The 23,980-nt window shown below is 76.6% G+C and carries 11 protein-coding genes; 1 reads left to right on the forward strand and 10 read right to left on the reverse strand.

Features of this window, described 5'->3' with window-relative positions:
- Positions 1-49: 49 nt before the first annotated feature.
- The 7 genes from AC067J_RS38455 to AC067J_RS38485 all read right to left on the reverse strand — a co-directional run bounded on the left by AC067J_RS38455 (position 50) and on the right by AC067J_RS38485 (position 11,174).
- Positions 50-1,282, reverse strand: a complete 1,233-nt coding sequence (locus AC067J_RS38455) for a TIGR02679 family protein (RefSeq protein WP_478307399.1) — start codon at positions 1,280-1,282, stop codon at positions 50-52.
- Complete coding sequence (locus tag AC067J_RS38460) at positions 1,279-5,514, reverse strand: TIGR02680 family protein (RefSeq protein ID WP_478307401.1); 4,236 nt, start codon at positions 5,512-5,514, stop codon at positions 1,279-1,281. The genes AC067J_RS38455 and AC067J_RS38460 overlap by 4 nt, the downstream gene beginning before the upstream one ends.
- 19 nt (positions 5,515-5,533) lie before the next feature.
- The gene (locus tag AC067J_RS38465) at positions 5,534-6,820 is read right to left on the reverse strand and encodes a TIGR02678 family protein (protein ID WP_478307403.1); all 1,287 of its coding nucleotides are present in this window, start codon (positions 6,818-6,820) and stop codon (positions 5,534-5,536) included.
- Positions 6,817-8,334 carry a TIGR02677 family protein gene (locus AC067J_RS38470; RefSeq protein WP_478307437.1) on the reverse strand — a complete coding sequence of 506 codons (1,518 nt, stop codon included), beginning with the start codon at positions 8,332-8,334 and terminating at the stop codon, positions 6,817-6,819. Before AC067J_RS38470 ends, AC067J_RS38465 begins: the two co-directional genes overlap by 4 nt.
- Positions 8,335-8,498: 164 nt before the next feature.
- A complete protein-coding gene (locus AC067J_RS38475; RefSeq protein ID WP_478307405.1) occupies positions 8,499-8,672 on the reverse strand; it encodes a hypothetical protein in 174 nt (57 codons plus the stop codon).
- A 117-nt stretch (positions 8,673-8,789) separates the two neighbouring features.
- Entirely contained in the window at positions 8,790-9,518 is a 729-nt protein-coding gene (locus AC067J_RS38480) for a polysaccharide lyase family protein (protein ID WP_478307407.1), read from the reverse strand.
- 174 nt (positions 9,519-9,692) lie between these two features.
- Positions 9,693-11,174, reverse strand: coding sequence for a uracil-xanthine permease family protein (locus AC067J_RS38485; protein WP_478307409.1), 1,482 nt, complete (start codon positions 11,172-11,174; stop codon positions 9,693-9,695).
- A gap of 285 nt (positions 11,175-11,459) precedes the next feature.
- On the opposite strand from AC067J_RS38485, the gene AC067J_RS38490 reads away from it, so the two are divergent.
- Positions 11,460-14,978, forward strand: a complete 3,519-nt coding sequence (locus AC067J_RS38490; protein ID WP_478307411.1) for an amino acid adenylation domain-containing protein — start codon at positions 11,460-11,462, stop codon at positions 14,976-14,978.
- 115 nt (positions 14,979-15,093) lie between these two features.
- Here the strand turns inward: AC067J_RS38490 and AC067J_RS38495 are convergent, their stop codons facing one another.
- The 3 genes from AC067J_RS38495 to AC067J_RS38505 form a co-directional block, all read right to left on the reverse strand.
- Entirely contained in the window at positions 15,094-16,449 is a 1,356-nt protein-coding gene (locus tag AC067J_RS38495) for an MATE family efflux transporter (RefSeq protein WP_478307412.1), read from the reverse strand.
- Positions 16,450-16,564: 115 nt separating this feature from the next.
- Positions 16,565-17,593 (reverse strand): MupA/Atu3671 family FMN-dependent luciferase-like monooxygenase, encoded by a 1,029-nt coding sequence (locus tag AC067J_RS38500; protein WP_478307414.1) that lies wholly within the window; start codon positions 17,591-17,593, stop codon positions 16,565-16,567.
- Positions 17,590-23,979, reverse strand: coding sequence for an amino acid adenylation domain-containing protein (locus AC067J_RS38505; protein ID WP_478307416.1), 6,390 nt, complete (start codon positions 23,977-23,979; stop codon positions 17,590-17,592). The genes AC067J_RS38500 and AC067J_RS38505 overlap by 4 nt, the downstream gene beginning before the upstream one ends.
- Between the last annotated feature and the right edge of the window lies 1 nt (position 23,980).

The raw sequence follows: 23,980 nt of genomic DNA on the forward strand, positions 1-23,980 counted from the left end.
CCGGCGGGGTGGGGCCGGGGCCGGCGGGAGCAGCAGGCCGCCCCGGCTGCTACCTGCTCCCCCGCCGCTGTCCGGCCAGGTCGTCGAGGAGGAGGTCGGCGACCACCTCCTCGACCACGGTGGTGCGCAGTTCGGCCATCGCGTCGACGAGTGCCGCGTCCCAGGGCGCGGGGGTGAGCCGCCCCGGGTCCGGGCCGTCCGGCACCCGGGCCGCGGCGGACCGGTAGTCCCCGGCGGCCATCCGCCACGGTGCGGCACCGGTCCTGGCCAGCACGTGGGCGGTGATGCGGATCCCCTCGCCGTCGAAGTCGCCGTGGTGGTGCAGCGAGGCGCCGTCCGCGGCGAGGCGGCGCAGCAGGTGGAGCACCGCGGTGTTGGGCCAGCCCGAGGTGCAGACGAGGGGTGGGCAGTCGGGGCCGAAGCGGCGCAGCGCGAGGGCCAGCACACTGGGGTTCTCGGTGATGCGGACCGGCCCGGCGATCCCGAACGACCATTCGGACGCGCGCAGTTGGGCGAGCGTGAGGCTGGCGGCCTGCCCGGCTCCGGCGCAGATCCGGGCGATCCGGGCGGCCGGGCCGTCCCCGAGGGGGCGGAGGCCGGCGGCGAGCACCGTGCTGGAGAGCTCGTCGTCGGCCACTCCGGCCCGGCCCCACAGCGCCCGCCGCCCGTCGGCGCCGTCGGGCGGGTCGGTGCCGTACCGTGCCGCCAGGGCCCGCAGGACGAGGGCGGACAGGCGGGTCCCGTCGTCGAGGGCGTGCGAATCGCCGTCGAGGAGGCGGGCGGAGAGGACCGGAAGGGGTTCTCCGCCGGCGGGGAGGGCGGCCAGGACGGTCAGGGCGGACTCCGCGAGGCTCCTGGTCCGCTCCGGCGAGCCGTCGACGAGGCCGTTGGCCCGTAGCTGGGTGACCCAGTCGGCCAGGGCGGGCTCCGCGGTGACCGTCTCGTGCCGCGACAGCCACTCCCACAGCCCGGCGCGTTCGCTCCTGGCCCGGTCCCGCTCGGCGGCGCGGTCGTGGAGGGGGCCGATGATGCCGGTCACGACCGTCCGCACGCTGTCGCCGCCGGTGTCGGCGACGGCCTCCTCCAGCCGGGCGAGCGGTATCACCGGCCGGGGGCCGGGGAGTCGGTCGAGGCCGAGGAGGTCGGCGACGGCCTCCTGGGCCGCGGCGTCCAGCGGGCCGACGCGCACCCGGCTGACCGCCCGCCCGGCGGAGAGGCGGTCGTGGACGGCTCGCCAGAGCGGCCTGAGCTCCGGGCGGTCCAGCCGGTGGTGTGCCGTCATTCCGGTGTCCCGGCACCGGTGCCGACGCCGGCGGCGGGCCGCGGCGCGGCGAGGCGGTCACCGGGCCCGGGCGCGGGCACGGCGACGTCGTCGGGCTGCGGCCCGGCGTCCGGGGCCGTGCCGTCGCCACCGCCCTCGGGCTGCGGCTCGGTGCCGTCGTCGGCCTGCAACTCGGCGCCCGTCCAGGTGAAGCGGGCGCTGGTGACGGCGTCGTCCCCGTCCCCGCCGGTGATCAGCTGGTGGACGGCGATGCCCGAGAGCTCGCGGTAGGTGCACCACTCGTGGTCGGAGGTGAGCAGCAGGTCGAGGTCGAGCGCCGCGAGCAGCCCGAAGACCTGGCCCCGGTTGACGGTGTCGACCCCGACGAAGACCTCGTCGAGGAGGATCAGCCGCGGCGCCTCCGGCACCGCCTCGTAGTGGGCGGCCACCGCGGCGAAGAGCGGCAGGTGGAGGGCGATCGCCTTCTCGCCGCCGGAGAGGGCGCCGTGCAGCTTCTTGGTGAGCAGTTGCCAGCCCGCACCGTTGGCGCGGTCGAGCCGGACGACGAACTGGTGCCAGGCCGTGTAGTCGAGGACCTGGGCGAGCTGCTCCTCCCAGGTGGCCGCGGTGTTGCGGGACTTGGCCTCCTCGATGCGGCCGCGGAAGAAGGCGTGCAGGGCGTCGCGGTCCGCCTCGGTGATCCGGGCGGGGTCCTTGAGCAGGAGTTCGCGGGCCGTCCTGGTGCCGGCGGGGAGGTCGGGGTGGATCTGCCAGAGCAGGCGCACGGCGACCCGGGAGGCCGTGCGGACGCGTTCGAGGTGCCCGTTCATCCGGTCGACCAGTTCGCCCGCCTGGCGGATCCGGGAGGCGAGGTGGCGGCGGGTGTCGCCGGTGAGGGTCCGGTCGAAGAGCTTGCGCTCGCCGGCGGTGATGTCGTCCTGGCTGCGGTCGCGTTCGGCGGTGAGGGTGGCGAGCAGCCCTGCCGCGCCGGTCCGCAGGCCGTCGACGGAGGCGGTCAGGACGTGGACGTCCTCGTCCGTCTCCAGCTCCAGGTCGGCGCGGTTGCTGAGGCTCTGGCGGGCGCGGTGGACGGCTTCGGAGAGGCGGTTGAGGGCGTCGCCGAGGTTCCGGGGGCTGTGCGGCAGGTTCGGCCACCGGGCGGCGACCTCCCGGGCCGCCTCCAGGGTGGCCCGGGTGCCGTCCTCGGCGGTGAGCGCGAGGCCGAGGCCGGCGTCCTCGGGGAAGCCGCGGACGGACAGGCGCCGGAAGTGGAGTGCGGCGGAGTTGCGGGCGGCCACGGCCCGGTCCCGGTTGGCGGCGTCCTGCGCCATGGTGGCGTCGAGCGAGCCGATCCGGCCCTCCAGGGCGATGAGCGTGCGGGTGCGGGTGTCGATCTCCCGTCTGGTGCCGGCGAGGGCGGCCCGCAGGTCGCCGATCCGGGCCGCCACCTGGCGGTAGCCCGCGCCGACCGTGCTCTCGACGGCCTCGAGCACGGCGCCGAGCCCCCGGGCGTCGGCCTCGGCCTCCTCGGCCTCGGCCGCGCTCTCCTCCGCCGCGGTCCGGGAGCCCTCGGCGTGGGCGCGGGCGGTCTGCCAGGCCTGCCGGGCCGCGGCCCACGCGAGGTGGGAGTCCAGCCAGGCGTCGGCCTGCTCGCGCAGCGTGTCGACGGCGGCGGCCAGCGCGTCCAGGGCGGCGCGCTCGGCCGGCAGGGCGTGTTCGGCCGAGGAGACGGCGAGGGCGCGCAGGGCCGCGGCGACGGCCTCCTCCTGTCCGGCGAGGCGGTCGGCGGCCTCCCGCACGGCGTCCTCGCGGACGGCGGTCTCGGACTCCGCGCGCTCCCGGTCGCGCCTGGCCCGGTCCACCTCGTGGTGGCGCGGACGGGAGCGGAGGTCGGCTCCGAGCAGCGCGCGGCGTCCGGCGAGGTCGAGCAGCTCGCCGTCGAGCGCGACGACGGCGCCGTCGGCCTCGGCCAGCCGGGCCGTGAGTTCCCCGATCCGGCGCTGTCTGGCGCGTTCCCGGGCCGCGGCGCCGATGAGGCAGGACTCGTCCTTCGCCCAGCTGCCGGTCGCGGTGGCCAGCCGCCAGCTGCCGTCCGCTCCGATCGCCGCGGGGTGGCCGGGCGGCAGGGTGGGGCCGTAGGCGATGCCGGCGAGCAGCCGCCGCACCCGGTCGTCCGGCACGGGGGCCCCGGGCTCGGGGCGCAGGACGTCGAGGAGCGAGGGGCCGGGTGCGGGGTCGGCCGCCGCCGGGTCGGCGCGGGTGTCGTGGCCGGGGACGGCGACGGTTCCGTCGGGGGTCGTCCACGCGTCCAGCAGGCCCGCCGCTTCCAGCGCCGCTTCGATGCCGGCCTGGTCGGCGGGCGGCACGTCGTCGTGGAAGGCGACCAGGCGCCACAGCGGTGCGCCGGCCAGGGCCGACCGGTCGGTGGTGCGGGTGGGCGGCGCGGCGGGTGGAACCTCGGTCTGCCGGACGGTCCGCTCCAGCTCGTCGGCGAGCCGGTCGCGCAGCCCGGCGGCGGAGGCGCGGGCGGCGCGGGCGGTGGTCTCCCGGGCGGTGATGTCGCTCTCGGCCGCCCGGGCCGCCGTCTCGACCAGGGCCAGCACGTCCGTCTCGACGGCGGCGCGGGAGACGAGCTCCTCGACGTCGTCGATGCGCAGTTCGGTGCAGTCGGCCGCCGCCCACCCGCGGAGCCGGTCGGCGTGGGCGTCGAGTGCCCGGTGGTAGCCGAGGACGTGCCCGTCGCGCCGTGACGCCGCCTCGGCCAGCCGGCCGCCGGCCGCGTCCAGGTGTTCCTCCGCGACCGCGCGGTCCGCCGCGGACCGCTCGTACCGTTCGACGGCGGCGCGGACCTCGGCGAGCTGGCCGTGCCGTGCCGCGACCGCGCCGCGCAGCAGGCGGCGGGCGTCCCGGCCCTGCCCGCCCGCGTCGGCGGAGGCCTCCGCCTCGGCCCGGAGCATGGTCCGCACCTCGGTGCAGACGGACTCCATGCCGGCGCGCCGGGCCGCGCCGTGGGCGTCCTCCTGTGCCGCGCGTGCGTGTTCGGCGCGCCGGTCGGCCCGGATCCGGGCCTCCTCGCCCCGGTCCGCGTCCTCGGCGGCGGCCCGGACGCGGCGGTCGGCGCCGGACCGCAGCCGGGCGGCGTTGTCGGCGGCGTGCTCGGCCCGGCGGCGGAGCCGGTCGAGCTCCTGGCCCTGCCGGTAGGCCTCCGAGTCGAGCAGTCCTTCGATGCCGCCCTCGATCTCCTGGGCGGCGTGGGCGAGTTGCGTCCGGCCGTGCGCGGTCCGCGCGCGCTCGTCCAGAGCGGCGGCGTGCTCCTCCTCGCTCTCCCTGGCGATCCGGCCGAGGTTGTCCATCTCGGTGGTCGCGGAGATCAGCGCGGCCGCCCCGGCGCGCAGGACGCGCTGGGCGTAGCCGCGCTGCTGGGCCGCGACGGCGGTGGCCGCCGCGACCTCCTCGTCGAGGGTCCGCAGGTGCTCGCGCTGGCGGTCGAGGCGCTCGAAGCCTTCGGCGAGTTCGGTGATCTCCCCCTGGCCGAGCGGGGGCAGGGCCCGGGAGAGCAGGGAGGAGAGCAGGGACGGGTCCAGCCGCTCGGAGAGCTTGGGTGTGCGGAGCTGGAGCAGGGCGGTGATCAGGGCGTCGTAGCGCTGCTCGTTCAGTCCGGGGAAGAGCGTGGTGCGGACGGCGGCCCGGTAGTCGCTCGCGGAGGCGTGGAGTTCGCCCCGGCCCTGGAGGGCCTCGGCCAGGGCGGCGCGGGTGAGGGGCCGACCGGAGTCGTCGGTCAGGGCGAGCCCGCCGGGCCGGTCGACGCGCCCGGTGGTGGTGAAGAAGTCGGCGGTGACTCCGCTGGTGTGCACGCTGGCCTGGAGGCGGGCGCCGCAGCCGAACCAGGCGGGGCGGCCGTCGCGGGTGCGGACGAACTCCAGCCAGACGTAGCCGACCCGGGTCTTGCCGGACGCTCCCTCGCCCATCAGGTTCCAGTGCATGGTGCGTTCCGAACCGCCGAAGGTCGACAGCCGGTTGGGGCGCAGGCTCGCGTCGAGCAGGAACGGCAGCAGCACTTCCAGGGCCTTGGACTTGCCGGTGCCGTTCTGGCCCCGCAGCAGCAGCCGGCCCTGGTGGAAGGTGAAGGTCTCGTCGTAGTAGCGCCAGACGTTGAGGATGCCGGCCCGGGCGGGCTGCCAGCGCGCGGCTCCGGCCGGGACGGTTTCCGCCGCCGGGGTCCCGGCCTGGTGCGGTAGCTGCGTCACGGTCATCGGCGGGGGCCTTCCGGGGTCACGGGGCGGGGCGGTCGTCGGCGGCTGCACGGTCGGCGGCGCTGACGGGAGCGGTGGCGGGGGCGCTGACGGTGGCGGGGGCGGCAGCGGTGGCGGTGGCCCGGTAGCGGAACGCGGCGGGCCGGGCGACCGTGCGGTCACCGGTCCGGCGGGCCAGGCCGAAGCCGGTCAGGACCCGCACGGCGTCCGCCGCCATCCACTGGGCACCGTCGGGCGACTGGTAGTTCTTCGCCCACCGCGGGAAGCGGCGGAGCAGGTCCTGTGCCTCGGCGGTGAGCTGTTCCGGGGTCAGCCCACCGGGCGCGGCCGTCAGCGGTTCGAGCAGCAGCAGGGCCGCGACGCGGGAGGTGGCCGAGTCGTCGGGGAACCGGCTGTCCGTGGCGATGCCGTCCGGGTCGACGAGCAGCAGTCCGTCGGCCCGCTCCTCCAGGAGGAAGCCGCCCTGTTCGGCCGCCCGCCGGACGATCTGCCGGCCCGTCGGCGAGGAGAGGTAGGCCAGTTCGTCGTCGGACAGCTCGTCGTGGTGGAGCACCGGGTCGTCGAAGAGCCTGCGCAGCACCGAGTGCCGCAGCCGCAGGTTGCGCTGCGCCTCGGACGCCTCGGCGCCGCCGTACCGGAGTTCGCGCCGCGTCTCGCGCAGGAGCTCCTCGAAGCGCAGCGGCACCTCGTCGGCCGGTACGGCGAGCCTGGACGCCCCGACGGGTGCGGCCGGCAGGCGCATCAGGACCGTGGCGTCCACCCGGTAGAGCACCTTCGCCTTCGCGGAGTCGACGTAGCTCTCCGTCGCGCCGTCCACGGTGAGCAGGGCGCCGTACGACTCCAGCAGCCGCAGGACGTCCACGAAGGCCATCCGCTCGGCCCTGCTCGCGGTGTCGAAGGACGGCACCGCGTCGTCGGCGGCGCAGGCCCGGACGACGCGGTCGGCGAGCAGGCCGACGGTGGTGACCGGCACGGGCAGCAGCTCGGCCGCCGCGACGCACAGCAGGGTGTAGCGGCGGCGGTCGAACGGCGCCCTGCCGGTGCGGAGCCGGCGGGCCGGGCGCGAGGCGTCCGGCGCCGTCCCGGTCTTGAGCAGGCGGGCGTACCCCAGCCGCGGCTCCACCACCAGCTGCCAGCCGCAGTGGTAGTCGAACCACTTCGTCAGCGGGTCCTGTCTGCGGCGGACCAGGCCGAACGCGGCGGGATCCCCGCGTTCGGTGACGAGCGGCCGGCCGAGCAGCAGTCTGATCCCCCGGGCCACGTCCTCCCGTTCTGCCGTCACGAGCTGGTTGGCGAGGGTGCTCATCCGGCCGCTCCCGCCCGGCGCGGCACCGGCGCGCCGCCCTGGCCACGGATCTCCACCAGGCAGTCGGGCCCCTCCAGTCGCCCGCGGGCGGTCCGCAGCACCGCCCGTCCGCCGTCCGGAGCCGGTCGGAGGACGACTTCGACGCGCCCGTCGGAGGTGACCGCCCGGCGGGCGCCGGTGGTGTCCGGGCGGTGCGCCAGCGCCCGGCCGAGCAGGTCGAGCAGCCGCTCGAAGACGGCGTGGTCCAGCTCGCCGAACGCGGAGAGCCGCACCGGGCCGTCCGTGACCAGCATGTCCCAGGCCGCGTCGAGTTCGGCGCGCTCCTTCCGGGCCCGCTCGGCCCGGGCCGCCTTGATGCCGCCGATGTCGCGCACCCGGCCGGTCCGGGTGAACCGCTCGGTGCGGCCGCTGGTGCGCAGCAGGGCGGACACCTCCACCGGCGGGGCCTCGGCCCAGGTGCGGGAGGACGGCACCAGTTCCGGATCGGGGTGGGCGAGGTGGGCGTGCCGGGCCGGGCCGAGTCCGAAGGCCGCCGACCAGAGCCGGTGCAGGTCCTCCTCGGCGGGCGCGGCGGCGAACCAGCGGGCCAGCTCGCGGAAGTCCTGCACGGCGCTGGAGGAGCGGCGCCGCGACTCGGTGATCCGGTCGAGGACCTGGAGCAGCGTCACGATCGCCCGGCGCGCCACGTCGTGCAGCTGCTCGACGCGCGGCCGGGAGCCGTCCGCCGGCCGGAACCAGGCGCGCAGTCCCTCCCACCGGGCGCGGCGCCGCTCCAGCCACGGCGGTGCCGGGTCTCCCCCGGCCACCGGCGGCAACTCGGCGCCCCGCAGGGCCCGTTCGTGCAGCAGGCCCACCCCGTGCCGCTCGACCCGCTCCACGGCGGAGGCCACCGTCCGCCCCCGCTGGTCGAGGTCGACCAGGAACTCCTGCAGGTAGGCCACCGTCGCGGCCTTCACTTCGCGGAAGGTCGCCAGGTCCGCGCCCTCGGCGCGCAGCAGCCGCTGCAACTCGCCGTTGAACGCCTTGGTGTTGGCCAGCAACGCCTCCAGGTGCCCTTCCAGCTCCTGCAGCGTGGTGAAGACCCGGCGGTCCGAGGAGACCGGATCGCCCAGCAGGACGTACAGCTCGTCGAGGCGGTCCGTGATCGCCTCCAGCACCGCCGTCTGGAGCGCGCCCGTCGAGGCGAGCACCGACAGGGCGTGCTCGACCCCGGCGTACGCGGCCTCGCCGCGCCGGGTCAGGGAGTACTGGAGGTTCCGGCGCTCGTACTCCTCCGCGGTGCGGTAGTTCTCGGCGTGGTTCTGGACGACGTCGAGCAGCTGCCACTCCCTGAGCTTCTGCAGGGCGTCCTGCAGGTCGTCGTCGTGGATCGCGTCGAGCCAGCCCACCGTCCGCAGCCGGGCGCGGACCCCGTCCAGCCCGAGCGCTGTCTCCAGCCGCTCGTTGGCCGCGCCGAAGGCCTGGAGGATCGCGCCGTAGAGCTCGGCCCTGTCCCCCGTCGTGAACCGGAACATCTCCGGCGGCACCCTGCGCAACGGCTCCCCTCCCTCGGCGACCGGCCTCCCGCCGGCACCACAGTACGGGCCCGCACGGGCGTTCCGGTACGGAGGCCGGAACACCGCACCCGCGCGGGCCCGGCCATGCTACGAGGCGGACGGGCCGCGCGGCGCCGCGGCGCTCACCTCGCCGAGGTGTCGGCGCGGAACCGCTCCGACGCGTCGAGGAGGTCCTGCTCGTCCAGCTTCTTCTTCGGGGGGAGGGTCTGCCACCAGCCGCCCTCCAGCTCGGTGTTGGCCTCCGCGCCCTGCCGGCCGCAGCTCCTGAAGCCGGCGGCGCGCAGGCGCCCGCGCACGGCGTCCCAGGCCGGGTCGGCGGGCGCCGGGCCGCCGGCGGCCGGCTCGCAGCTGAACAGCCGCGGGACGCCGTCGGTGAGGCCGAGCCGGTGCAGTTCCGGTCCGCCGCCGGGCGCTCACGAGCCGGCGGTGGCCGCCTCCAGGGTGGTCGCCATCACCGGGCTGGTGAAGGTGTTCGTCGCGTCACCCGGGGACCGGTGGTAGGAGCCCCACTTGAGGTAGTTGCGGGTGCCGTCCCAGGTGGTGCCCTCGAAGGTGCCCGAGCCGGTGGTGAAGGTCTGCTTCACGCCGTCGAACCAGAAGTCGACGGTGCCGTCGGTGCGGCCCAGGCGGATCTTCAGCGCATAGGAGTGCCACTGGTCGTTGGCCGTCGGCGCGGTCCACAGCGTGTGCGCGACGTGGTCGGTGTCCCACTCCTGGAGGCGGATGCGCCCCGTCGTCGCGTCGATCTCGATCGGGTGGTTCGCCGTGCCGGTGCTCGGCGAGCACTTGAGCTGGAAGACGTAGCGGCTGTTCGAGTCCTTGATGTCCACCTTGGACGACCAGCCGAGGTAGAAGGTGTCACCCTCCTTCAGGTCGGGGCCGAGCGTCTCGCAGCGCTCCTCGCCCGCGGCCTGGAACGCCCGCCACACACCGCCCTTGGCGGAGTCCTCGACGACGCCGAAGCCGCCCGGCGCGCACTGGACGGCGGCGAAGGAGGACGGGCCCTTGCCGGTGCTCGGGGTCCACAGGACCTTGCCCGCCGTGGCGGAGCTGCCGGCGGCGGCCGAGCCGCAGGTGATCGCGAACGTGGTGAGGGCCACGACGCCGACGGCGGTCCTGCGGCGGTGCGACAGTAGGGACATGCCTCTCCCGGGTGGTCGAGTGGCCGGAACGGACGCCGTCCGGGCCGGTCGGCCCGGACGCACGGAGCGATTCGACCACCTCCGGCCCGGCGGGCCAAGCAGGCCGACCGGCAGAGGCACTTTCGGGCAACTCCACCGGTCGGCCGCGGGCACCGCCGCCGCGGGGGCGGACGGCTACCGGGTGTGCCGCTGCGCGCCGCCCGGTTCCCCGGAGTGCCCGGAGCGCCCGGGATCCGCGCTGCCCGAGCTGTCCGCGGAGCCCTCGGTGTGCTCGGTGCCCGCGGTGCCCTCGTCGTAGGAGGAGGTGCCCGAGTCCAGCAGCGGCTCCTGCGTCTTGAGGTGCGCGGGGGCCAGCGCCCGCAGCACGTGGTAGCCGGTGATGACGACCAGCGTGCCCAGCGCGATGCCGCTGAGGCTGAAGGTGTCGGTGAACTTCAGCGTGACGTTGCCGATGCCGATGATGATGCCCGCGGCGGCCGGCACCAGGTTCAGCGGGTTGCGCAGGTCCACCTCGGACTTGATCCAGATCTGCGCACCGAGCAGGCCGATCATGCCGTACAGGATGACGGTGATGCCGCCGAGCACCCCGCCGGGGATCGCGGCCACGACGGCGCCGAACTTCGGGCAGACGCCGAACAGCAGCGCGAAGCCGGCCGCGGCCCAGTAGGCGGCGGTGGAGTACACGCGGGTGGCGGCCATGACGCCGATGTTCTCGGAGTACGTGGTGTTCGGCGGGCCGCCGAGCGCGGTCGAGAGCATCGAGCCGACGCCGTCCGCCGCGATCGCGGTGCCGAGCTTGTCGTCCAGGTTCCGGCCGGTCATCTCACCCACGGCCTTGACGTGCCCGGCGTTCTCCGCGACGAGCGCGATCACCACGGGCAGGGCCACCAGGATCGCGGACCACTGGAAGGACGGGCCGTGGAAGGCGGGCAGGCCGACCCAGTCCGCCGAACCGACGCCCGACAGGTCCAGGCGCCAGTGGTCGGTGAGCTGTCCGCTCGCGTCCACCGAGTGGATCTTCCCGAAGACCCGGTCGAACAGCCAGGAGATCCCGTAGCCGAAGAGCAGTCCGAGGAAGATCGCCACCCGCGACCAGAAGCCGCGCAGGCACACCACGGCCAGCCCGGTGAACAGCATCACCAGCAGCGCCGTCCACTGGTCCTGCGGCCAGTAGGTCGAGGCGGTGACGGGCGCGAGGTTGAAGCCGATCAGCATGACGACGGCGCCGGTGACGATCGGCGGCATCGCGGCGTGGATGATCCGCGCCCCGAAGTGCTGGACCGCCTTGCCGACCAGGAACAGCACCACGGCGACCACGAACACGGCGCCGGTGACCGTCGCACTGGTGCCGCCCTGCGCCCGGATCACCGCGGCCACGCCGACGAAGGACAGCGAGCAGCCGAGGTAGCTGGGCACCCGGCCGCGGGTCGCCAGCAGGAAGATGACGGTCGCGACGCCGGACATCATGATCGCCAGGTTGGGGTCGAGCCCCATCAGCACGGGCGCCACGAAGCTCGCGCCGAACATGGCCACCACGTGCTGGGCGCCGAGCCCTGCCGTCCGGGGCCAGGAGAGTCGTTCGTCGGGGCGGACGACCGCTCCCGGTGCGGGCGTACGCCCGTCACCGTGCAGCTTCCAGCGCACGCCGAGATCCATGTGGGGGTTCGCTTTCTCTGTACTTCCGGGGGACTGTCCGCACCATTCTCCCGGCCACCGGTCCCCCCGGACGTCACCACCCCTGCCCCTGACCTGCGCGCTCGTGCGGCGCCGGCGGGGGTGAGGGCCTCCTCCGGGCCGCCCGGGGAGGCCGCCGCCGGCGTTCGGCCCCGTGGCGCGGCGACCGGCCGGCCGCGGGATCCGGCTGACGCCGACCCCGAGCTGTCGGTAACATTTCACATGTCACAGATGACGGGACGATCGGTCGGCCAGGAGGCAGGAACAGTGCACGATCCATTCGACGACCCGCAGGGGCGCTACCACGTCCTGTGCAACGACGCCGCCGAGTACTCGCTGTGGCCCCGGGAACTGACGATCCCCCACGGCTGGCACACCGTGCTGACCGACCTCGGCCGGGACGAGGCGACCGCCGCCGTCGACGCCTTCCCGCCCCCGCCGCACGGCCTGGCCGGCTCGGCCGCCACCACCTGGGTGCTCGACCCCGTCGAAGCGCTCGCCCGGCACGCCGTCACCCGTCCGCAGAGCGTCGCCGTGCTGACCCGCGACCGCGCGGGCACCGTCGGCCGACTGACGTACCGGCAGCTGGACCGCCGGGTCGGCGCCCTGGCCCGGCGGCTGGCCGACCACGGCGTGGCGCCGCGCGACCGGGTGGCCGTCGCACTGCCCCGGAGCCCCGAGCTGGTGATCGCCCTGCTCGCCGTCCTCCGGGCCGGCGCCGCCTACCTGCCGCTCGACCCCGGCTTCCCGCCCGACCGGATCGCCCTCACCCTGCAGGACGCCGCCCCCCGGCTCCTCCTCACCGACCCCGCCGGACGCTCACTGGCCCCCGACGGCCTGCCCGTCCTGCTGTCCGGCGCCGACGACGACACCGTCGCGGCGCCGTCGGCCGCCCCGTGGGAGCCGCCGGCCCCCGACCCCGCGCTGCCCGCCTACGTCCTGCACACCTCGGGCTCCACCGGCCGCCCCAAGGGCGTGGTGATCGGCCGGGGCGCCTACGCGCACGCCCTCGGCACGCTGACCGGGCGCCTGGGCATCGGCCCCGGACAGCGCGTGCTCGCCGCGACCACCGTCGCCTTCGACATCGCCGGCCTGGAACTCCTCGGCACCCTGCTGGCCGGCGCCACCGTCGTCCTCGCCGACTCCGGGCAGAGCGGCGACCCGGTGGCGCTCGCCGAACTCGTCGCCGCCACCGGCGTGGGCGTCGTCCAGGCGACCCCCTCGCTCTGGCAGGGCCTGCTGGCCGGCCGGCCCGAACGGCTGCGCGGCGTCCGGGCCCTGGTCGGCGGAGAGGCGCTCACCCGGGCCCTCGCCGACCGGCTGCTGGCGGTGGCGGTGGACGTGACCAACCTGTACGGGCCGACCGAGACCACCATCTGGTCGCTGACCGCCCCGGTCGAGGCCGGCACCACCGCGCCCGCCATCGGCACTCCCCTGCCCGGCACCGGCGTACGGGTGCTCGGCGCCGACCTGCGGCCCGTCCCGGCCGGCGCCGAGGGCGAGCTCTACCTCACCGGGCCCACCCTCGCCCAGGGCTACCTCGGCCGCCGGGGGCTCAGCGCCACCCGCTTCGTCGCCGACCCGGCCGGAGCACCCGGCGGCCGGATGTACCGCACCGGCGACCGCGTCGCGCTGCGCCCCGACGGCAGCGCCGAGTACCGGGGGCGCGCCGACGACCAGGTCAAGATCCGCGGCCACCGGATCGAACCCGGCGAGATCGCCGCCGTGCTGCTCGCCGACCCCGCGGTCCGCCAGGCGGCCGTCGTCGCCCGCGGCGCCGACCCGGAACACCTCGGCCTGGTCGCCTACCTCGCTCCGCAGCCCGCCACCGGACAGGAGTCCGCCACCGAACGGCTGCACGAACGGGCCCGGCGCGCACTGCCCGGCTACATGGTCCCCGCCGCGTACGTCTGGCTGGACCGCCTGCCCGTCACACCCGGCGGCAAGCTGGACCGCAAGGCCCTGGCGGGCCCGGCCTACGCCCCGCGCCTCGCCGCGCGCGCCGAGGGCCGGCCGGCCGAGGGCCCGCTCGAAGAGGCCGTGGCCGAGCTGTTCGCCGAGGTGCTCGGCGGCGGCCGGCTCGGCGCCGAGGACGACTTCTTCGCGCTGGGCGGCAACTCGCTGCTCGCCGCACGCCTGATCGCCCGGCTCGACGAACGGCTCTCGCTCGAACCCACCCTGCGCGACGTGCTCGCCGCACCCACCGTGGCGGGCCTCGCCGGGCGGCTGGCCGAGATCGCCGAGCTGCCACCCACGCGCCCGGCCGCGCCCGGGGCCGCGTCGCGACCGGCCCAGCCGGACGGAGCGGGAACCGGGGCGGCGGACGGGCCGGAGACCGGAGCGGCGGGCGGGCCGGACCGGGCAGACGGGGCGGGCGGGGCAGTCAGGGCAGTCAGGGCAGGCGGGGCAGTCGGGGCAGGCGGGGCGGAGGAGGCGGAGGGTACGACAGCGGACGAGCCGGAGAACGGGCAGCCCCCGCTGACCGCCAACCAGCGCCGCCTCTGGTTCATCGACCTGCTGGAAGGCCCCGGGCCCCGCTACAACCTGCCGCTGGCCGTCGAGCTGAGCGGGTCCCTGGACACCGCCGCGCTCCGGGCCGCCCTGGGCGACCTCACCGACCGCCACGAGCCCCTGCGCACCCTCCTCCCGGACGACGACGGGGACCCGTACCAGCTGGTCGTGCCCGCCGGACAGGCCCGCCCCGACCTGGTCGAGCACCACCTCGCCCCGGCGGAGCTGGACGGCCGACTGCGCCGAGCGGTCCAGGACGTCTTCGACGTCGCCGTCGACCTGCCGCTGCGGGCCTCGCTCTGGCACACCGGACCCGACCGGGCCACCCTGCTGCTCCTGCTGCACCACACCGCGGCCGACGGCTGGTCGGTCGGGCCGCTGCTGCACGACCTGATCACCGCCTACCGGGCCAGGCTCGACGGCCGGGCCCCCGAACTCCCGCCGCTGCCGGTCCGGTTCGCCGACCACGCCCGGCGCCGCCACCGCAGGGCCCGGGCCGAGGCGGGACGGCACGACGCGTTCTGGCGCACCGCCCTGGCGGGGGCGCCCACCGAACCCGTCCTGCCCACCGACCGGCCCCGGGCCGAGGACGACGGCAGCGCCGAACGGATCCCGCTGGACGTCCCCGCCGACCTGCATGCCGGGCTGGCCGACCTCGCCCGACGGCACGGCTGCACGGTCTTCATGGCGGTGCACGCCGCCCTGGCCGGACTGCTCGACCGGATCGGCGCCGGCCCGGACGTGGTCCTCGGCACGGTCGTGGCCGGCCGCCCGGAGCGCGACCTGGCGGACCTGGTCGGCTTCTTCGCCGAGACCCTGGTGCTGCGCACCGACCTCTCCGGCGACCCCTCGGCGACCGAACTGCTGACCCGGGTACGGGAGGCGGACCTGGAGTTCCTGGCCCGCCAGGACACGCCGTTCGACCGGGTGGTGGCGCTCACCGCGCCGCCCCGGGCGGCCGGCCACCACCCCTTGTTCCAGGTCCTGCTGGCGTTCCAGGTCGCACCGGCGCCGCTGCCCGGCTGCCCCGGCCTGAGCGTCCGGGCGCGTGAACTGGGCACCGGCACCGCCAAGGTGGACCTGCTCTTCACCCTGACCGAGCACACCGACCCGGTGACGGGGCGGCCGGCCGGCATCGCCGGCGAGCTGGAGTACGCGAGCGCCCTCTTCGAGCCGGCCACCGCCCGGCGGCTGGCCGACGGACTGCTCACCCTGCTGCGGGCCGCCGTCGACCGCCCCGACGCCCCGCTGCCGCCGGTCGACCCGGCGCACTGACCAGCGGCGGCGCACCGGACAACGGCGCGCCGGGCGACAGCGCGCCGAGAAGCACCACGCGGCCCGCGCCCCGGAAGGGGACGCGGGCCGCGTGGTGCCGGGCGCTGGGTGTCCGTCAGGCGGCCACCGCGGCCGGGGCCGTCGCCACCGCGATCGCGCTGTAGCGGCGGAAGCACCAGCCCTGGGCCACGACCAGGGCCAGGTTGACCACGGCCAGGGTGCTCCAGAGCGCGGTCAGCCCGCCGTACGAGGCCGCCGGGCCCGCCGCGAGGGCCAGCACGCCGTAGCCGGCGGCGAAGCAGAGCATGCTCGGCAGCGTCCGCCGGACCCCGATCAGGCCGAAGCCGAACAGTGCCTGCAGGGCGTCCGCCAGGGTCGCGGCCAGCACCAGCGGCAGCAGGTCCACCAGCCCGGTGCGCACCTCCGGGTCGGTGCTGAACAGCTCCAGCACCGGGCCGCGGAGCAGCGTGAGCACGGTGGCGAGCAGCAGCACCGCGCCGGCCGCGACGACGAGGCCGGAGCCCACCCCCGACCGCACCCCCGGCAGGTCCTCCTCCTTCAGCCGGTCGGCCACCACCGGCACGACCGCCTGCCCCACCGCGACGGCGGCGGTGAAGACCAGGTTGACCAGCGAGACCGCCACGCTGTGCACGGCGGCGTCCTGGGTGCCGATCCGGGCGGCCGAGAAGGCCAGCACGCCCAGCACCGCGAACTTGATCAGCACGGTCGCGGCCAGCGGGATCCCGACCTTGGCCAGCGCGAACACCTCGGCGGGCTGCGGCCGTCCCAGCCGCAGCGGTTCGCCCGCCAGCTGCGGGACCCGGCGCAGCCCCGTCTGCGCGACCACCGCGCTGATCAGGCCGGAGGCGAGCATCGCGATCCCGGCGCCGTTCAGGCCGAGCGCGGGCAGCGGTCCGGGCCCGCCCACCAGCAGCAGCGACAGCACCACGGCGGTGCCGGTACCGGCGAGCCCGGCCCGCATCACCAGCCGGCCGCGGCCCAGACCGATCAGCGCCGAGGCCGCGGTGGTGGACAGCGCGACCGTCAGGGTGTCGAGGGCCAGCAGGAGCGGGAAGAAGCCGAGTTGGTCGAGGGTCTCCTCCGGCACCCCGCCGAGCCGGGCGATCAGCGGCACGCAGGCGACCGCGAGCGCGCCCAGGCCGCCGGTGGCGACGGCCAGCCACATGCCGTTGCGCAGGACGGTCAGCAGCTCCCGGGGGCTGTCCTGATGCTCCGTCACGAAGGGCATCACCCCGCGCTGGGCGCCCGCGATCGCGGCGGTGGCCGGACCGAAGACGGCCATGGTCACGCCGAGGGCCGCCAGCGAGGCGGTGCCGTGGTGGCCGAGGACGGCGGTGTCCACCAGGGCGCCGGCCGAGGCCGCGATCATCGAGAGGTAGAGCGGCAGGGCCGCGCCGGCGATCCTCCTGATGGCGGCCCCGGCCGTGGGCGGTCCGTCGTTCGTTGTCACCGGGTTGCTCCTGTCGGTCGGTGGTGGGAGGGAGGCGGGAGGGAGGAGGAGAGGCGGAAGGGAGGGAGACGGAGGGGAAGGAGTGGGCGGGCAGTTGCGGACACGCCCCGGGAGCTCACAGGTGCTCGCAGCGTCGGCGGAGCTCGGCCAGGGTGCGCAGGCATTCCAGCACCTCGTCGGTGCCGACGCCGAAGTCGATGAGGCAGGCGATCTCGTCGACCCCGATCTCGGCCAGCGATTCGACCAGCGGCAGGGCGTCCTCGACCGATCCGAGCAGGCAGCGCTCCCTGGAGAAGTCCCGGTAGGCCAGCTCCAGCAGTTCTTCCATCGCCTCCGGCGAGGCGTCGGCGCCGCCCGGCGCGGTGTTCAGCCCGAACAGGCTGAGCGAGGAGCGCATGTACGCCAGCAGCGGCTCGCGGGCCCGGGCCAGCGCCTGCTCGCGGTCGGGCCCCACGTGGGTGTGCAGCATGACGGCGACCCGCTCGCGCTCCGGTTCGTGACCGTGGACGGCGAGCGCGTCGGCGTATCCGGCGAGGTTCTCCTCCAGTTGTTCCAGGGACTGGCCGAGCAGATGGGTCAGTACCCCGGCGCCGCTCTCGCCGGCGAAGGCGTAGGTCTCCGGCGAGCCCGCCGCCGTGATCCACAGGGGCAGGCCGCCCGCGGCGGGCGTCGGGTACGTGCGGACCCGGTGGGTGCTGCCGCCGGGCCCCGGACGGTCGACCGCCTCGCCGGCCCAGAGCCGGCGCACCTCGTCGAGGCCCTTGCGCAGCTCGGCCTTGGCCGCCGCGAACCGCTCGGGGGCGAGCACGAAGTCCTGCGGGTTCCAGCCGGAGGCGAGGGCGATCTCGGCCCGGCCCCCGGAGATCCGGTCCACCACCGCCCATTCCTCGGCGACCCGCAGCGGGTCGTGCAGCGGCAGCACCACGCTGCCCGCCCGGACCGAGATCCGACGGGTCACTGCGGCGACGGCCGCACCGGTGACGGACGGGTTGGGGAAGGGCGCGCCGAAGGGGTGGAAGTGCCGCTCCGGCGTCCAGACCGCCGAGAAGCCCTCGGCGTCGGCGAAGGCGGCGGCCTCCAGCAGCAGCCGGTACTGCTCGTCGGGGTCGTCCCCGTTGGCGAAGAAGAACAGGCCGAACTTCATGACTCCCCTTCCTGGGCGGTCGCGGCCGGACGCCCGTCCGGGCGGGCCGACGGGTCGAAGAGCAGTGCGTAGAGCGCCTCCCGGTACGCGGCCGCGAGCTCCCCGGCGTCCGGGCCGCCGGCCCGGGAGAGCGCCCGCACCCGGAAGCCGTCGGGGCCGTCCACCACCGCGAAGTGCGCCCGCCGGCCCGGCTGGACCGGCTCGGGGCCGACCCAGCGCAGGGCGCGGCCGGCGAACGGCTGTTCGCCGCCGTCGTCCCAGGCGTAGTTGAACACGAGGTCGGCGGCGCCTGCGGCGGCGAGCACCGGGTCGGTGGCCGCGAGGTCCGCGAACGGCACCGGCCGGGCCTCCTCGATCCGGGCCAGCAGCGCCCGGACGGACGCCAGCGCGTCCGCGACCGGTGCGTCCGGGCGGATCGTCACCGGCAGCGGGACGACCTCGGCGAAGGCGCCGACGCTGTCCTCCAGTCCGGCGGCGGCCCGGCCGTCCCAGGGCAGGGCGATCCGGGGCGTGCCGGTGCCGAGGGTGCGCGCGGCGGCGAGGGCGAAGGCGGTGAGCTGGAGGGTGTACGGCGACAGGCCGAGGCGGGCGCCGGCGTCCCGGACGGCCGTGTGCAGGCCGGCCTGCGGCACCCAGTCGGCCTCGGTCTCCGGGTCGGCCCAGGTGTCGGAGGTGTCGTCCGCGCCGCCGTGCCCGCCCTGGGCGGCGTGCCCGCCCTGGGCGGCGTGCCCGGCGAGCAGCTCGTGCCAGAGCCCGGCGGCGTCCTTCGCCTCCCGGCCGTCCGCCAGCTGCTCCCGCCAGGCCAGCTGGCGCAGGAAGCCGCGGTCCTCGGGGCCCAGCGCCGCCGGATCCCGGTACGCGGTGGCCAGCTCCCCGACCAGGGTGAGCAGGCCGAGCCCGTCGAGGGCCAGCGGGTGCAGGCTCAGGCCGAGCAGTGCCGGCCCGTCGGGCGGGGTGGCGAGCAGCAGCCGCAGCAGGGGGTCCCGGCGCGGGTCGGGGGCGCCGGCCCGGGCGGCCCGGTACACCTGGCCGGGCAGGTCGGCGGCGGGATCCGGCTCCAGCACCGGCACGGTGTCGTCCAGGTCCTCGACCGGACGGACCCTCAGCCCGCCGCCGTCCGGCTCGACCGTGAGCCGCAGGGCGGGGTGGCGCCGCAGCAGCGCCCGGTAGGCCAGGCGCAGCGCCTGCGGGTCCGGTCGCGGGCCGAGCTCCAGGACGAAGCTCTTGCCGTCGGCGGCGGCCTCGGGGCGCGCCGCCGCGCGCAGTCCGGCGGGCAGCGCGGCGGGCGGGCCGGTGTCCGGCAGGAGGGTCTGCGGCCGGGGCCCGCCGGGTGCGGCGGCCGGGCCCGCGGGGCGCGGTGCCAGCCGGCGGGTCACCTGCTCGGCGGTGCGGCAGCGGTAGAACTCCGCCACGGAGAGGTCTTGCGCGGCCGGGAAGCGCTCGCGCAGCCCGTACAGGACCCGGATGGCCAGCAGGGAGTGCCCGCCGACGGCGAAGAAGTCGTCGTCGGCCGCGAGGTCGGGGCGCTCCAGGATCCGGCGGAACAGCCCCAGCACCTCGCCCGCCGGTCCGTCCTGGCCGGTGGCGGCTCCTGCCGCCGGAGCCGGTGCCGGTGCCTGAGCCGACGCCGGTGCCTGAGCCGACGCCGGGCGGCCCGGGGAGGGCAGCAGGGCCGGGACGACCTTGCCGTTGACGTTGACGGGCAGCGCGTCCAGCACCGTGAAGGTGGCCGGGACCAGCGCCGGGGGCAGCTCCGCCAGCAGCCGCTCGCGCACCCGCTCCACCGGGACGGCGGTCACCAGGTAGGCGTCCAGCCGCCGTTCGCCGTCCGCGCCGGCCACCACCACCGCCACGTCCCGGACGCCCGGCACCCGGCGGATCGCCAGGTCCACCTCGGCGAGCTCCACCCGGTGGCCGCGGATCTTGACCTGGCCGTCCTCGCGGCCGAGGAACTCCAGCTCGCCGCCGGGCAGCAGCCTGGCCCGGTCGCCGGTGCGGTACCACGCGATCCCCTCGGACCGCTCGAAGCGCTCGGCGGTCTGCGCGGGCAGCCCGAGGTAGCCCTCCGCCACGCACACCCCGCCGATCCGCAGCTCGCCCACCGCCCCGTACGGCACGTCCCGGCCCGCCGGGTCGGTCAGCCGCAGCACCGTGTTGGGCAGCGGCCGGCCGATCGGCGCGTACCGCGGCCAGTCGGCGGGCGCTCCCTGGAAGCGGTAGGAGGTCACGACGTGGGTCTCGGCGGGGCCGTAGTTGTCGATCAGCAGGCAGTCGGGCAGCGCGGCGAAGAAGGCGAGCGAGGCCGCGCCCAGGCGCAGTTGCTCGCCGGTCGCGGCGATCTCCCGCAGCGAGGCGAACTGCTCGGTGTCGTCCTCGAACACGGCCGCCACCGAGTTGAGCAGCGAGACCGGCCAGATGGCCTTCTGCACCCCCTGCCCGGCGATGAAGGCGGCGAGCAGCTCGTGGTCGTACCGGGTCTCCTCGTCGACCACGTGCAGTGAGCCGCCGCCGCAGAGCGCGCCGAAGACCTCGTGGAAGGCGGCGTCGAAGCCGAGCGGCGCGAACTGCAGCCAGCGCAGCCCCCGCCGGTACCCGTCGGTCTCCCAGTGGACGAGGTTGGTCAGCGCCCGGTGCGGGAAGGCGATGCCCTTGGGCCGGCCGGTGCTGCCGCTGGTGTAGGTCAGGTAGACGAGGTCGGACCCGCCGACGGACGGGCCGGTCCACCCGTCCGGCGCGGTGAGTCCGGCGAGCGGGGGCAGCACGACGGGGACGGCCCGCGGCGCGAACTCCGCCGCCTGCGGGCGCTCGCAGAGCACCACCGACGGCGAGCAGTCCTCGGCCATCAGGGTCAGCCGGGCGGGCGGCAGTCCCGGGTCGAACGGGACGGCCACCGCACCGGCCCGGACCACGCCGAGCAGCGCGGCCACCGCCGGCACGCCCTTCGGGAGGGCGAGGCCGACCCGGTCGCCGGGGCGCACCCCGTGCCCGGCCAGCAGGGCGGCGACGGCGGCCGAGACCTCGGCGAGCCGCCCGTACGTCAGCTCCGCACCGCCGCCGGCCAGCGCGAGCCGCTGCGGCTCCCGCCGGGCCCAGTCCTCGAAGACCTCGTGGACGGGCTGCTCCGGCACCTCGGTGACCGGCCCGCGCAGGGCCTGCGCCGTCCGCCGGGCGAGCGCCGGCGGCTCGGCCGGCCAGTCGGCGACGGGCGCCCCGGGCTCGGCGGTCAGCCGGTCGAGGAGGTGGGCGAAGCAGTCCCGCCACTGCTCGACGCCGGCCCGGTCGAAGCGGTCGACGTCGTAGCGGAACCGCCCGCCCAGCTGCCCGTCCGGGTCGAACCACCAGTCGAGCGATAGCTCGTACGGGCTGCCGCCCCGGTCGAACGGCACCGGGTGGGCGGTCAGACCGGGCGGCGCGGGCGGCGGGCCCGACTCGCCGCCGAGCATGTTGAACAGCACGTCGAAGAGCGGCGCCTCGCGCTGGTCCGCGGTGCGCCCGAGCCGGTGGACGAGGAGCTCGTACGGCAGCTCCTGGTGGTCCAGCGCGGCGCGCAGCCGGCCGGCGGCCCGGTCGACCAGCGCGGTGAAGTCGTCGGCGGGGTCGAGCCGCAGGCGCAGCGGCAGGGTGTTGACGAAGTTGCCGATCAGGTCGCGGGTGCGCGGGTCCTGCCGGCCGGCCACCGGGGTGCCGACGACGAGGTCGGAGCTGGTGCCGAGCCGCCCGAGCAGGACGGCGAAGGCGGCGAGCACCACGGTGAACGGGGTCACCCTGCGCCGTTCGGCCAGGGCCCGGACCTGGTCGGCGACCCGCGCGGGGAGCTCGAACTCCAGCAGCTCGCCCCGGTAGCGGCGCTCGGCGGGGCGAGCGCGGCCCGGCAGCCGCAGCCGCTCGGGCGGGTCCGCCAGCTCGGCGCTCCAGAACGCGGCCTGCCGGTCGGCCTCGGCCGACCGGGCCCAGTCGTCGGTGGCCCGGGCGTACTCGGCGAACAGCCCCTCCAGGGCGGGCAGTCGGGTCGTCGGGGCGCCGGTGCGGCGGGCGTAGCAGGCGTAGAGGTCGCGCAGCAGCACCCCGGTGGAGTGGGCGTCCGCGCAGATGTGGTGCACCACGACGGCCAGCACGTGGCGGTCGGCGGAGCGCCGGAACAGCCGGGCGACCAGGGCGGGGGCCGGGTCCAGCGGGATCGCCGTGGTGAGGAGGTCGTTCACGGCCCGGTGGAGGGCGTCCTCGTCGGGGACGTCGACCACCGGGAGTTCGACGCCGGCCTGCGGCAGGATCTCGAACTGCGGGCCGTGCTCGCTGCGGTGGAAGCGCAGCCGCAGGCCGTCGTGACGGTCCACCACGTCCTGGAGCGCTCCGGCCAGGGCGGCCGGATCCAGCGGCCCGGCCAGTTCGGCGAGGACCGGCACGTGGTAGGACTCGGCCGCGCCCGGGACTTCGTCCAGGAAGAGGAACCGTTCCAGCAGGGCGGGCACCGGCAGCAGCCCGGGCCCGGCGGGGCCGGCGGACCCGGCTCCGGCCGGCGGCCCGGCCACCGGGGCGGGCGGGGCGGGCGTCTCGGCCGCGAGGGCGGCCAGGGCCGCGAGGGACAGGGCGGCCAGGCGGGCGGGCGTCGGTTCGTCCAGGAAGGTCCCGAGGGGGATCCTGACCCCCCAGCGGGCCCCGGCCAGGGCGGCGATCCGCTGGGCGGTCAGCGAGTCGCCGTCGAGCACGAAGAGGTCGTCCTCGGGGCCGATCCCGTCCGTCCCGAGCGCGGTGCGGAAGATCTCCAGGGCGCCCGACTCCACGGCCTCGGGTCCAGGAACGCCCGGCGCCTGGGCGTTCGACTCCTGGGCGTTCGACTCCGGGCTTCCCGGCTCCGGGGCGCCCGGCTCCGCGGCCCGGGGCTCGGGCCGGGCGGGCCCGTCGGCGGCCGCCCCGGTCGGGCGCGGGTCCAGCCAGTGGCGGCGGCGGTCGAACTCCCGGCGCGGCGGGTCGCCCTCGGGGAGCCGTACCGGCCCCTCCTCCAGCAGCAGGTGCGCATTGGTGCCGCCCACGCCGAACGCGCTCACGCCGGCCATCCTCGGCAGCTCGGACTCCCAGGGCTGCGGCTCCCCCGCGATCCGGAACGGCGAGGCGGCGAAGTCGATGTGCGGGTTCGTCGACCCGCAGCCCGGCGTGGGCACGAACTCCCGGTGCCGCAGCATCAGCACCGTCTTGATCAGCCCGGCGATGCCGGCCGCCGAGTCCAGGTGCCCGACGTTGGCCTTGACCGAGCCGAGCACGCAGTGGCCGGTCGCCGAGGTGGTCCGCCGGAAGGCCTCGGTCAGTGCGGCGACCTCGATCGGGTCGCCGAGCAGGGTGGCGGTGCCGTGCGCCTCCAGGTGGCCGATCCGGTCCGCACCGACGCCGGCCAGCCGGTGCACCCGGGCCACCAGTTCGGCCTGGCCCGCCACGCTGGGCGCGGTGTACCCGCTCTTGCGGCGCCCGTCGTTGTTCACCGCTCCGGCCCGGATCACCGCGAGGACCCGGTCGCCGTCCGCGAGCGCGTCCTCCAGCCGGCGCAGCACCACCAGTCCGGCCCCGCTGGCGAAGGCCGTGCCGGAGGCCTCGGCGGAGAACGGCCGGCAGCGGCCGTCCGGCGAGACGATGCCGCCGGGAGTGTACTCGTAGCCGACGTCCTGCGGGTTGATCGCGGCGCCGCCCGCCAGCACGGCGTCGGCCTCGTAGTCCACCAGCATCCGGGCCGCCTGGTGCACCGCCACCAGAGCGGCGGAGCAGCCGCAGTCCACGGCGAAGGCCGGGCCGGTCAGGCCCAGCCGGTAGGCGATCTGGGTGGCGGTGAACCCCCGGTCGTTGCCCATCAGGACCCGGTGCCAGCCGTGCGTCCCGACCACCTCGGGGTGGGCGAGCACGTGGTGCAGCAGGTAGTCGGAGTGGTTGAGGCCGACCACGGTGCCGATCGCACCGGGGAAGGCCTCGTGGTCGATGCCCGCGTCCTCCAGGGCGTGCACCGCGAGCTCCAGCAGGATCCGCTGCTGGGGGTCGGTGAGCGCGGCCTCGGCGGGGGTCATCCCGAACGCGGCGGCGTCGAACAGCGCGGGGTCGCCGAAGGGCCGGCGGACCGGCACGTGGACCGGGCCGCCGGGGGCGGGTGCGGCCACCCCGGCCCGGCGCAGCTCCTGCTCCGGGACCTCCTCGCGGACCTCGGTCCCCGCGCGCAGCAGCGACCAGAACGCCGCCGTGGAGTCGGCGCCGGGGAAGCGGCAGGCCATGCCGGTCACGGCGATCGCGGGAAGCTGGTCGTCGAGCTGGTCCTCGTACGGTTGCTGCCCGTCCTCGTACAGCCGCCCGTCGTCGGACGGGTCGGCGGACGGGAGGGCGGACGGGGACGCGGGTGAAGATGCGGGCACG

The sequence above is a fragment of the Kitasatospora sp. NPDC042419 genome (assembly GCF_056437345.1).

Excerpts from the sequence above, each read along its gene's own strand:
- AC067J_RS38480 (WP_478307407.1), bottom strand. The coding sequence starts at position 9,518 with ATGTCCCTACTGTCGCACCGCCGCAGGACCGCCGTCGGCGTCGTGGCC.
- AC067J_RS38465 (WP_478307403.1), bottom strand. The coding sequence starts at position 6,820 with ATGAGCACCCTCGCCAACCAGCTCGTGACGGCAGAACGGGAGGACGTG.
- AC067J_RS38485 (WP_478307409.1), bottom strand. The coding sequence starts at position 11,174 with ATGGATCTCGGCGTGCGCTGGAAGCTGCACGGTGACGGGCGTACGCCC.
- AC067J_RS38455 (WP_478307399.1), bottom strand. The coding sequence starts at position 1,282 with ATGACGGCACACCACCGGCTGGACCGCCCGGAGCTCAGGCCGCTCTGG.
- AC067J_RS38500 (WP_478307414.1), bottom strand. The coding sequence starts at position 17,593 with ATGAAGTTCGGCCTGTTCTTCTTCGCCAACGGGGACGACCCCGACGAG.
- AC067J_RS38460 (WP_478307401.1), bottom strand. The coding sequence starts at position 5,514 with ATGACCGTGACGCAGCTACCGCACCAGGCCGGGACCCCGGCGGCGGAA.
- AC067J_RS38470 (WP_478307437.1), bottom strand. The coding sequence starts at position 8,334 with ATGTTCCGGTTCACGACGGGGGACAGGGCCGAGCTCTACGGCGCGATC.